Origin of the sequence: Pseudomonas sp. FSL R10-1350, from assembly GCF_009600525.1 — a bacterium.
Lineage (GTDB): Bacteria > Pseudomonadota > Gammaproteobacteria > Pseudomonadales > Pseudomonadaceae > Aquipseudomonas > Aquipseudomonas helleri.
This window is the reverse complement of record NZ_WIVR01000059.1, coordinates 22842-33541: the sequence shown is the minus strand read 5'-3', so window position 1 is coordinate 33541 and position 10700 is coordinate 22842. Positions and strand designations below refer to the sequence as shown.

11 protein-coding genes are annotated in these 10700 nt (G+C 58.7%); 7 read left to right on the top strand and 4 right to left on the bottom strand.

Annotated elements, in window-relative coordinates:
- The 5 genes from GHO25_RS20715 to GHO25_RS20695 form a co-directional block, all read left to right on the top strand.
- Positions 1 to 1123: proline/glycine betaine ABC transporter permease (locus GHO25_RS20715; protein WP_153392110.1), on the top strand; the 1123-nt coding region annotated here is incomplete at its 5' end.
- 14 nt (positions 1124 to 1137) lie between these two features.
- A complete protein-coding gene (locus GHO25_RS20710; RefSeq protein ID WP_178110169.1) occupies positions 1138 to 2187 on the top strand; it encodes a glycine betaine ABC transporter substrate-binding protein in 1050 nt (349 codons plus the stop codon).
- Between the two features lie 63 nt (positions 2188 to 2250).
- Positions 2251 to 2718: a peptide-methionine (S)-S-oxide reductase MsrA gene (msrA, locus tag GHO25_RS20705; RefSeq protein WP_178110168.1), complete on the top strand. Its 468-nt coding sequence runs from the start codon at positions 2251 to 2253 to the stop codon at positions 2716 to 2718.
- A gap of 98 nt (positions 2719 to 2816) precedes the next feature.
- A complete protein-coding gene (locus GHO25_RS20700) occupies positions 2817 to 3452 on the top strand; it encodes a TetR/AcrR family transcriptional regulator (protein WP_153392107.1) in 636 nt (211 codons plus the stop codon).
- Positions 3449 to 4126, top strand: a complete 678-nt coding sequence (locus GHO25_RS20695; protein ID WP_153392105.1) for a glutathione S-transferase family protein — start codon at positions 3449 to 3451, stop codon at positions 4124 to 4126. Before GHO25_RS20700 ends, GHO25_RS20695 begins: the two co-directional genes overlap by 4 nt.
- Here the strand turns inward: GHO25_RS20695 and GHO25_RS20690 are convergent.
- From GHO25_RS20690 to GHO25_RS20675, 4 genes are all read right to left on the bottom strand, one after another.
- Complete coding sequence (locus tag GHO25_RS20690) at positions 4123 to 5103, bottom strand: GGDEF domain-containing protein (protein WP_178110167.1); 981 nt, start codon at positions 5101 to 5103, stop codon at positions 4123 to 4125. The genes GHO25_RS20695 and GHO25_RS20690 overlap by 4 nt on opposite strands.
- Positions 5104 to 5179: 76 nt before the next feature.
- Complete coding sequence (locus tag GHO25_RS20685; protein ID WP_178110166.1) at positions 5180 to 6010, bottom strand: alpha/beta fold hydrolase; 831 nt, start codon at positions 6008 to 6010, stop codon at positions 5180 to 5182.
- A gap of 181 nt (positions 6011 to 6191) precedes the next feature.
- Positions 6192 to 7532, bottom strand: a complete 1341-nt coding sequence (locus GHO25_RS20680; RefSeq protein ID WP_153392102.1) for an MFS transporter — start codon at positions 7530 to 7532, stop codon at positions 6192 to 6194.
- A gap of 84 nt (positions 7533 to 7616) precedes the next feature.
- The gene (locus tag GHO25_RS20675; RefSeq protein ID WP_153392100.1) at positions 7617 to 8525 is read right to left on the bottom strand and encodes a LysR family transcriptional regulator; all 909 of its coding nucleotides are present in this window, start codon (positions 8523 to 8525) and stop codon (positions 7617 to 7619) included.
- Between the two features lie 142 nt (positions 8526 to 8667).
- Here GHO25_RS20675 and GHO25_RS20670 point away from each other — a divergent pair, with 142 nt between their 5' ends.
- The gene (locus GHO25_RS20670) at positions 8668 to 9495 is read left to right on the top strand and encodes a MaoC family dehydratase N-terminal domain-containing protein (RefSeq protein ID WP_153392098.1); all 828 of its coding nucleotides are present in this window, start codon (positions 8668 to 8670) and stop codon (positions 9493 to 9495) included.
- 39 nt (positions 9496 to 9534) lie between these two features.
- Positions 9535 to 10698: an acyl-CoA dehydrogenase family protein gene (locus tag GHO25_RS20665; RefSeq protein ID WP_153392096.1), complete on the top strand. Its 1164-nt coding sequence runs from the start codon at positions 9535 to 9537 to the stop codon at positions 10696 to 10698.
- The last annotated feature ends 2 nt before the right edge of the window (positions 10699 to 10700 follow it).

Genomic DNA, 10700 nt, shown 5'->3' with positions numbered 1-10700 from the left:
GGGCAAGGGCGGCTTGTTCTGGCTGACGTTTGCCGGTGAGCTGGCCGCCTTGGCGACTTTCGGCCAAGGCATTCTCAGCGCATCGTGGCTTGCGGTGCTGGCGGCGGTTGTGGTGTTCGCTGCCAGCCGATTCACAGCGTTGTCGGTCAGCCGCCAACCTGTGCGGCGCAATGCGTCGGGGTGGGGGTTGCCGCTGGCCGTGCTGCTGGTCAGCCAGGCGTTGGTGATCTGGCGTGTCTTAACCCCGGATACGGCCAACGCGTTGTTTGAGTTCCCGGCGAACCGGCAGCTGTTATTGCTGGCAGCCGACAGCATCGACCAATTCATTGGCTGGTCCCAGGTGGCGTTCGAAGGTGCGTTTATCGGTGTGATCGTTGCTGTGCGCACCGTTATCGAGGGCATAGAGAACGTCTTGGGTTGGTTGCCATGGTCCGTTTCGGCACTGGCTTTAGTGTTGCTGGCCTGGCGTTCGGCGGGGTTGGGGCTGGCCCTGACCAGCAGCGTTGCACTGCTCTACATAGGCCTGTTCGGCTTTTGGGAGCGCACCATCTCCACGCTGGCGCTGGTGGGTTCATCGGTTTTGATTGCCTTGGTCATCGGCGTGCCTACCGGCATTGTGCTGGCGAAACGGGCGCGGATACGCCGTGTGGTCACACCGTTGCTGGATGCCATGCAGACGCTGCCCACGTTTGTGTATCTGATTCCTGCCGTGGCGTTCTTCTCTGTGGGCAAAACGCCTGCGGTCATTGCCACGGTCATTTTTGCCCTGGCGCCGATGATCCGCCTGACGTCGCTGGGTATCCAGGAAGTGCCCAAGGATGCCGTCGAGGCTGCTGTCGCCCACGGTGCCAGCCCTTGGCAAACCCTGGTCAAAGTGCAATTGCCGCTGGCGCGCCGTTCGCTGCTGCTGGGGATTAACCAGACCATTGTCATGAGCTTGTCGATGGTGGTGGTCGCTGCGCTGATTGGCGCGGGCGGGCTGGGCTACGACGTGATGACGGCGCTGCGCAACATCAAGGGCGGCGAGGGCATCCTCGCGGGGGTGGCGATTGTTCTGTGTGCATTAATTCCGGATCGAATCATTCAATCGAGCTTGCGCAAGCAAGATCGCGCGCACCATTAACTGTGAGACTTATCGTGAAGACACCTCTGTTGCGTTCATTGGGGGCAGCCGCGCTGCTGGCCTCCCTGATTCTTCCGGCCAGCGCATTCGCCAAAGAAAAAATTGTCATTGGTGAGCAGAACTGGACCGGTGCCATTGCTATTCAGAACATCCTCGGCGAGGTGATCAAAAGTCGCCTCTATGGCGATGTCTCGTACCTGGCCGGTGACGTCCCGGTACTGTTCAGCGCTGCCGCCAAAGGCGATGGCTCGGTGGACGTGCTGACCGATATCTGGTTGCCGAACCAGTCGGCGGCCTGGGCCAAATATGTCACGGGTGGTACGCGCTCACTGGTGCCGAACCTCAAACCCTATGCGGGCGAACAAGGCTTTTATATCCCAGGGTATTGGCAGGACAAATACGGCGTTAAATCCGTCTACGATCTGAAAAAACCTGAAATCGCCAAGCTCTTCGAACCGCTAGGTGGCGGTAAGGCTCAATTGTTGGTCGGACCGGCGGGTTGGGAGTCGACCTACATTGGTGAAATCAAGGCCAAGGATTACGGTTTTGCAGACAAGTTCGAGTCTGTGTCCACCGAAGCCTCCGTCACTTACGCCAAGCTGGCTGCGGCTTACAAGGCGGGGCGCGGCGTGGTCTTTTACGCCTACACCCCGGACTGGATCTTCTCGGCCTTTGACCTGCGCCGCCTGCAAGAGCCTGCGTTCGATGGCTATGCCCAGGACAACAAAAAGGGTGACCCGCTGTACAAAGCTGACGGCTGCTGGAAGTTTATCAGCCCGACAGTTGACCCTGACTGGCTGAACAAGAGCCAGATCACCTGCGCTTATCCGGACGCCAAAGTGCATATCCTGGCATCAACTGCCTTGCAGAAACGCGCGCCAAAAATTGCCGAGTTCCTGCGCAACGTAGCCATTGACCCGGCGCAGTTGAATGACCTGATCCTGAAGATCGAAAAGCAAAAAGTACCGGCTGATATCGCGGCCAAAGAATGGATCAAGGCCAACCCTGCCACGGTTGATCAGTGGCTGGCAGCCCCGGCGCCGACCGTGAGTGCCAACTTATGAGTAGTGCCCGTACCCAATGCACCGTTGCATTCGAGTTTATTGCGGGAAAAAGAGGAGAGGGGCGTGACTGATTTTAATAAAGAGGCACTGGTTGAACAGGCGACCTTTGGCGCCGGTTGTTTTTGGGGCGCAGAGGCGTCGTTCCGGGCATTGCCTGGTGTGATCGACAGCCGGGTGGGTTTTGCCCGCTTTGCCGAGGATGAGTCTGCGTTGATCGAGGTGGTACAGGTCGACTTCGATGCCCAGGTGATTACCTACGATCAACTGATTGCTCACTTCTGGACCGTGCACGATCCCGCCTCTGTGGACCGCCAAGGTGCAGATGTCGGTATCAAATACCGCTCAGCGCTGTTTTTCGGGTCTGAAGAGCAGGCGAAGGTCGCATCTGTTGCAAAGCAAGCGCTTGAGGCGTCGGGAACATTGAGTCGGCCTGTCGCGACGGTGATCGTGCCGTTAGTTGAGTTTGTGCTGGCCGATGAGGAGCATCAGCGATACCTCGAAAAACATGGCGGCAGCGCCTGTTCCATTTAATGGCTGCGCAGCGGCGTTGACGTATCAGTCGCATTCTATGGCGGCTGATACAAAACCTGTGATATCGTCCCCGGCATCTTCCTGGAGCATGTCGGTCAATGGCATGTCCACGTACATTTGATGAAGCAAAGGTTCTGAGCGCCGTTGTCGACGCATTCTGGGTGCGTGGCTATGAAGGCACGTCTACCCGGGATCTGGTCAGGTGTACGGGCCTCAACCAGCCCAGTCTCTATAACGCGTTTGGCGACAAACGCTGCCTGTATCGTCGTGCCCTCACGCACTATCTGGAATGCAGTGTGCGTGAGCGGATCCGGCGCCTTGAAGGGCTGCCGGATGCCGGAACGGCCATCACTTTATTCTTCACAGAAGTTCTGGATCGTACGTTGAACGATCCGCTTCATCGTGGGTGCCTGCTGGTGAACTCTGCGCTTGAGGCGCATACAGATGACGCGGACTTGCGCCAGGCCATCGCAGAAGAGTTCGAGACCATTCGCAGTTTTTTCGAAAGCCGTTTGCAGGTCTTTAGCCTGCAAGGTGACGGTGTCAGGGAGATTGATGCGAAGCAGGGAGCTCACCATTTACTGAGTCTGTTACTGGGTGTTCGCGTTTTAGCGCGCCTTAACCCCGACCCCGCGTGCGTCACAGACGCGGTTGACCTTGCACTTAACAGCCTTGGGCTGATGCCTTTGGCGCTTGCGACGCTCACTAAAAGCCCCTGCACGGAGTCACCATGATCAAGTTCTACTATCACCCGTCTCCCAACCCTGCCAAGGTCGCGCTGTTCCTTGAGGAATCAGGCCTCGCGTATGAACTGGTGCCTGTTGATACCCGCAAGGGTGAGCAGCACGAACCGGCGTTTCTTAAAATCAATCCCAACGCCAAGACACCGGCATTGGTTGACGACGACAACATTGTGTTCGACAGCAACGCCATGCTGCTTTATCTGGCCGAGAAGACCGGGAAGTTCTTGCCTGCCGATAACCTTAAAGCCCGCGGTGAAATGTTGTCCTGGTTGATGTTCGTGGCCACCGGCATTGGCCCTTACTCGGGCCAGCATGTGCATTTCAAGCACTTCGCCCCGCAGCCCAAAGATTACGCCGTTACCCGCTACACCTTCGAAGCCTGGCGCCACTGGCAGATCCTCAACGATCGTCTGGCCAACCAGCCTTACATGCTGGGCAATGAGTACACCTTGGTGGACATGGCCGTGTGGGGCTGGGCGCGCGCGGTGCCTTTCATCCTGGGGGAGGATGCGTGGGAAAAACTGCCGCACGTCAAACGCCTGCTGGACGAGATCAATGCTCGCCCGGCCGCGCAACGTGCCGAAGCCCTGAAGACCCGGCACACCTATAAAACTGAAATGGATGCTGCTGCTCGTAAAGCCATGTTTCCGCAGATTGCAGACTAGAAACGTCCGTTGAGACGGTGAATGCCGGGGAGGGAATGTGCGCTTTCTGCCAGTGCCTTTCCCTCACCTTTGTCGCTGCCCACGCACGAGGGCTGCGATTGATCGGCAAAGCAGATGGTGCGGTTACGCCCGTGTGCCTTGGCTTCATAAACCGCTATATCGGCCTGCGCCAGTAGATGCTCAAGCAGTATCCCGGCTTCGTGTCCGTTCAGCGCCATGCTTGAAACACCGATGCTGACGGTGATGCTTTCACCGGCCACCTGGACCCTGGAAATATGCTGGTGTACCCGCTTGGCCGCGCGTGTTGCGCCTTCAAGGTCCGAGTTGGGCAGCCACAGGGCAAACTCTTCGCCGCCATGGCGAATGACGCTGTCCTGCGCGCGAGCACTGTCTAACAGTCGTTGGGCCACGTTGCGCAACACATTGTCACCCTCGGCATGGCCAAACCGGTCGTTGATCTGCTTGAAAAAGTCGATGTCTATCAGTAACAAACTGCTGACCGATTGACTGTTTGCGGTGAGCATCCACTGTTTGACATTGCGCGTCAGGGCGCGCCTGTTGCCCAAGTTGGTCAGTGGGTCCGTCAGGCTTAGATGGGCGAACTTGTCTGCTTTGATTCGGGCCTCTTGCGCATACTCGCTCAGTTGAGCATTGGCATACTGCAGTTCAGTGTTGACTTCAGTCAGTTGCAAGGCGGTCTCTTGGGCATGTTGGCGTGCCTTGAGCAACTCGGCTTCAAAGCGTTGTCGCTCTTTGGCGACGAAAAACACCCAGATCACCACCTGTTCGCTCTCGGTCTGACTGATCCGCGCGTTCGTCATCACCGGTAGCAGTTGCCCATTGGTGGTCAGCAATTGCAGGTACAGCTCGCTGAATTCACCATTTTTAAGCAGCATCGGCCAGGCATAGCTGTGCAGCAAAATACGCGAAGCGGGTGGGAAGTAACTGTCTAGATAATCGCAATTTTCAGGCGCCACGAGTTGCCTGAAGTCCCGATTGGTATGCAGTACGTGACCATTACAGTTTGTGACTACTACCGGGCAGGGCAGCCGCTCAAGGTAAAACACAACTGTCGCTCCCTGACAGATAGTGACGTATTGCCGAAGCCACCTGATCTGGGTGACTCATGTGGGCGCAATGCCCGGTGACGTCCAGAACTTGCAGGACGCTGTGTTTCAGATGTTTGTTCAGGTACTCCCCGACGGGCAGGGGCACCAGCGTATCGCGGCGATGTTGCAGAATGAGGCTGGGTGTTGTGCAACGGCCCAGCGCTTGGCGAATGTCGGAGAAGAAAGTGGCCTGGGCGAATTGCCGCGCCATGACCGGGTCTGTTGAGCAGAAACTGCCTGCCAACTGAGCCGTGATCGGCGAATCTGCCTGTGAACCTGTCACGACGGGGGCAAAGTACTCTGCCCATCCGATGTAGTTCTGATCCATGAGGGCCAGCAACCCTTCGAGGTCTGCTCGCTCGAAGCCGCCACTATACGCGGGAGGGTCGTTCAAGAAACAGGGCGAAGGCCCCACCAGGACCATTTGTGAGAAAAGGTCAGGACGTTGGATCGACGCCAGGATGCCGATACTGCAACTGACGGAGTGCCCGACGAAGATCACGTCTTTGGACAGGCCCAAAGCGTCGCACACCTCGATCAGGTCTTGCGCATAACCGGCCAGCGAGCTGTACCTGAGCGCATCAAATGCTCGCGCATCCGAGCGGCCGCTGCCTACATAGTCGAATAATATTTGCCGGTGGGTGGCGGCAAACTCCGGCGTCAGGAGATGCCACATGTCCTGATTACAGCCAAATCCATGGGCGTAAATGATGACCGGTGCATCGGGGTTCGCGTGGGGCAATTGCTTAACGTTGTTGCGCTGGATGATACCCACTTCTGCAACACCTCTGTTAAGGGGGCGGTGATCAGAGGCCACAACACAGTCCAAGGTTTGTGTCGACAATATGGCGTCAGTAGCGCGTCAGTATAACGAGGGTGATGGCAAAACGGCATCCCTGGCTTAGGCGCCAGGCCGCAGCCTGCAACAGCGCTTGCAGGCTGCGTGGGGGTTCGCTCTATAAAGCGGCTGTGCGCAAGGCGTGTTTTTTCTCCGGGCCCGGCACGTCGTGCAGGGATATGCGCGATGTTTCTGGCAGCGCCAAGCCGCCTGCCAGGGCGAGTACCGCAACGACCATCAGGTAAAACGCTGGCGACAGGTTACTGCCGGTGGTGCTGATAAGCCAGGTGGCTACCAGCGGTGCGGTGCCGCCAAACAAGGTGTAGGCCATGTTGTAGGTGATGGCCGAGGCGGTGTAACGAGTGCGGGTCGGGAAGGTTTCCGAGAGCAGGGCGGCGGTCACCACGCCACACAGCACCGCGCCAATCGCCAGCAGCATGACGCCGATGACAGACGCAGCGAACCCGCCGGAGCTGGCCATCAGGAACGACGGGTACACGGCGACGATCAGCAGTGCGCAGGCGGTCATGACCGTGGCCCGACGCCCCACACGGTCGGAATACAGCCCGGCCAGCGGGCAGATGGCGGCAGCGAAGATCAGGGCAATCAACGACACCAGCAAGGCCATGGCACGGCTCAAGCCGCCAGCCACTTGCAAGTAGGTGGCGAAGTAGGTGGTGAACATATAGAACGACAGCGCCGTCAGCGACACAAAAGCGCCCAGACAGCAGATGGCAGCGCCATGATTGCGCAAGGTTTCTTTGAGTGGCGAATGGGCGACGTCGTGTTCTTCGGTGACCGCCTGGAACGCCGGGGTTTCATCCAGTTTGTTACGCATGTACAGGCCGACCAGCCCCAGTGGCGCGGCAATCAGAAACGGCACGCGCCAGCCCCAACTGCTCATGGCTTCTGCCGACAACGAAGCCTCAAGGGCATAAGCCGCCACGGCCGCTGCGGCGAAGGCGGAGAACGTCGATACCGGTACAAAGCTGCCGTACCAGGCCCGCTTATGGTCGGGCGCGTGCTCCATCAGGTAGGCGCACGCGCCTGCGTATTCGCCGCCCGCTGAAAAGCCCTGGGCGCAACGGATCAGCGTCAACAGAATCGGCGCCATTACCCCGATAGCCGCATAGGTGGGCAGCACGCCGATCAGGGTTGTCGCCGCGGCCATCAGCAAAATGGTCATGGCCAGGGTTCGCTTGCGGCCGATGCGGTCGCCGAGCATGCCGAAAATTACCCCGCCCAGGGGGCGAAAGGCAAAGGCAACCGCGAACACGGCAAAGGTTTTGAGCAGCGCCGCGCTGGCGTCTTCACTGGGGAAGAACTGCTGGGCGATGGTGGTTGCGAGAAAGCCATACACCGCGAAATCAAACCACTCGACAAAGTTGCCGATCGAGGCCGCGACAATCACTTTTCTCAGCGTTTTAGGGCTGACGTGCCCGGTTGTGGTGCTGGTCATATGAGCCTCGATAATGGATCCGTGATCGATCGATTATCGGGGCAGCCCTGAGGGGGGAACGCTTCAAAAGTGCCCTCGACGTATTCAGGAACGACGCTGGGCCTTGTCAGTTTGTGTCAAAAAAATAGTGATCAAGGCGCGGATCACGGCGGGTAACGCTTCCAGATCGCGGACCAGAATGCTGCGCTCACGTACGCGCCAGGGTTCATCGAGTTCGACGATGTGCAAGCCCATGGTCTGTTGATGACGCCGGGCCGAGGATTCCGGCAGGATCGCCAGGCCGACTCCGGCTTCAACCATGCGGCACATAGCCTCGAAGCTGTAGACCTTGATGCGCATGTTCAACGTCTGGCCGCTCAGGGCGACTTGTTCATTCAAAAAGCGCAGCAGCGTGGTGCCTTCATGCAAGCCGATGTGGGGATAGGCCAGGGTCTCGGTCAATTTGACCTTTTTGCGTGCTGCCAGTGGATGGTCGAGCGGGGTGACCAGAATCAAATGGTCGGTGCTGAAATGGATGACCTGCAAGCCATCTGCCTTGATCGGCCCGGCGATGATGCCCAGGTCGGTGGAGCCGTCCATCACGCCGCGCACGATGTCACGACTGAGTCGCTCCTGAAGGTCGACGGTAACGCCCGGTCGTTCAGCGAGAAACCCGGCAAGGATTTCCGGCAAGAATTCGGTCGCGGCCGTGGTGTTGGCGAAGATCTTGATATGCCCGCTGGCTTCGGCTCCGTACTCGGTGAACTCGTTTTTCATGTAGTCCACCTGGCGCATGATCACCCGCGCATGGTGCAAAAACAGCTTGCCTGCGGGCGTCAGTTCTACACCCCGGCTGTCACGGTACAACAGGCGGCTGGCCAGGCTTTCTTCCAGGCTTTTGATGCGCGCACTGGCCGCAGCAGGGGACATGAACGCCTTGCGCGCGCCTTGGGTCATGCTGGGGGATTCGGCGATTTGAATGAACAGGCGCAGGTCGACTAAATCGAAGTGCATGGCAGATTTCCGCTGGGTGTGAGTGCTGGCCTACAACATTGGCGTTAAGCAAATCCGAACGCCCCCTTACGAAAACGCAGATTCACAGATCGCCGGGCTTTTAGCAATCTTGGCTAAAACAACAAGCCACGGGACATTACCGATGAGCGATAACGCACTGTCCACCTGGATCGGTCGCACTGAAGAGATCCACGATCACCTCAGCCTCAACCTGGTCACCCGCATCGCTGCGACATTGGGCGAGCGCGTGCCACAGGCTGGCGAGCCCTTACCTGCGCTGTGGCAATGGTGCTTCTTCCAGCCGGCCGTTGAGGCGAGCGGCCTGGGCGGCGACGGGCATCCGGCCCGGGGTAGTTTTTTGCCCCCGGCGCACAACCGCAATCGCATGTGGGCGGGCGGGCGTTTTGAGTTTTACGCGCCACTGAAAGTGGGTGCTGACGCAACGCGGGTTTCCACCATCACCAACGTTCAGGAAAAACACGGCAAGACCGGTTCGCTGCTGTTTGTCACGGTCCAGCATGACTACCTGCAAGACGGCCAACTGGCGATCCGTGAAGAGCAGGACATCGTCTACCGTGAACCGACGCCGCCTAAATTGACCAGCGGCGAGCCGTTGCCTGCTGGCACTTGGAAGGAGTCTGTCGACCCTGATCCAACCCTGCTGTTCCGCTATTCCGCCGTCACCTTCAATGGTCACCGCATTCACTACGACTGGCCTTACGCGACGCAAACCGAGGGCTATCCGGGGTTGGTGGTGCATGGGCCGTTGATCGCCACGCTGGCCTTGCGGGCATTTTGCCGCGCCAATCCCGATGCGCGTTTACGCGGTTTTACATATCGCGGCCTGCGCCCATTGATTGCCCCGCAGCCCTTTGTCGTGGGCGGGCGTGTCAGCGCTCAGGGCAAGGCGCAGGTGTGGGCAGGCAATGCACAGGGCATCGCCCAGCAAGGCGAAGTGACCTTCGACTGACCGTGGCATTCAGCACAATAAATACAACAAGGACCTGAGATGAATCCGTATTTGAACGACGATTACAACGCCATTCGCGAGGGTGTGCGCGCCTTGTGCGCCGAGTTCCCGGCCGAGTACTGGCGCAAGATCGATGAAGAAAAGGGCTTTCCTGAAGCGTTTGTGGCCGCCATGACCGAGGCGGGCTGGTTGTCGGCAATGATCCCCGAAGCCTACGGCGGCTCGGGTTTGGGCCTGGCCGAAGCGTCGATCATTCTCGAAGAAGTGAACCACTGTGGCGGCAACTCCGGCACCGTGCATGGCCAGATGTACAACATGTTTACCTTGCTGCGCCATGGCAGCGAGGAGCAAAAAAGTCACTACCTGCCCAAGCTGGCCAGCGGCGAGTTGCGCTTGCAGTCCATGGGCGTGACTGAGCCCACCACCGGCACCGACACCACCAAGATCAAGACCACCGCCGTGCGCCGTGGCGATAAATATGTGATCAACGGGCAGAAGGTCTGGATCTCGCGGATTCAGCACTCGGACCTGATGATCTTGCTGGCGCGCACCACGCCGCTGGCTGAGGTCGAGAGAAAGGCCGATGGCATGTCGATTTTCCTTGTCGACTTGCGTGAAGCTATCGGCAACGGCCTGACCGTGCAGCCGATTGCCAACATGGTCAATCACGAAACCAACGAGCTGTTTTTCGACAACCTGGAAATCCCGGCCAGCAGCCTGATTGGCGAAGAGGGCAAGGGCTTTCGCTACATTCTCGACGGCCTCAATGCCGAACGTACGCTGATCGCCGCCGAGTGCATCGGTGATGGCCGCTGGTTCAGCGAAAAGTCTGCGCAGTACGCCCGTGATCGCGTGGTGTTCGGTCGCCCAATTGGCCAGAACCAGGGTGTGCAGTTCCCGATTGCCGAAGCCCATATCGAGCTGGAAGCCGCGGACCTGATGCGCTGGCGTGCCTGTGACGAGTACGACAACGGGCGCAATGCCGGGGCGGCAGCGAACATGGCCAAGTACCTCGCGGCCAAGGCCAGTTGGGAGGCGGCCAACGCGTGCCTGCAAACCCATGGTGGCTTCGGTTTTGCCAACGAATACGACGTTGAGCGCAAGTTCCGCGAGACCCGCCTGTACCAGGTGGCGCCTATTTCGACCAACTTGATCTTGTCTTACGTGGCTGAGCATTTGCTCGAACTGCCGCGTTCTTTCTGACC

Bases quoted from the DNA above. Each gene is read 5' to 3' on its own strand.
- GHO25_RS20700 (WP_153392107.1), top strand. From the start codon at position 2,817: ATGGCATGTCCACGTACATTTGATGAAGCAAAGGTTCTGAGCGCCGTT.
- GHO25_RS20695 (WP_153392105.1), top strand. From the start codon at position 3,449: ATGATCAAGTTCTACTATCACCCGTCTCCCAACCCTGCCAAGGTCGCG.
- GHO25_RS20680 (WP_153392102.1), bottom strand. From the start codon at position 7,532: ATGACCAGCACCACAACCGGGCACGTCAGCCCTAAAACGCTGAGAAAA.
- GHO25_RS20675 (WP_153392100.1), bottom strand. From the start codon at position 8,525: ATGCACTTCGATTTAGTCGACCTGCGCCTGTTCATTCAAATCGCCGAA.
- GHO25_RS20670 (WP_153392098.1), top strand. From the start codon at position 8,668: ATGAGCGATAACGCACTGTCCACCTGGATCGGTCGCACTGAAGAGATC.
- GHO25_RS20665 (WP_153392096.1), top strand. From the start codon at position 9,535: ATGAATCCGTATTTGAACGACGATTACAACGCCATTCGCGAGGGTGTG.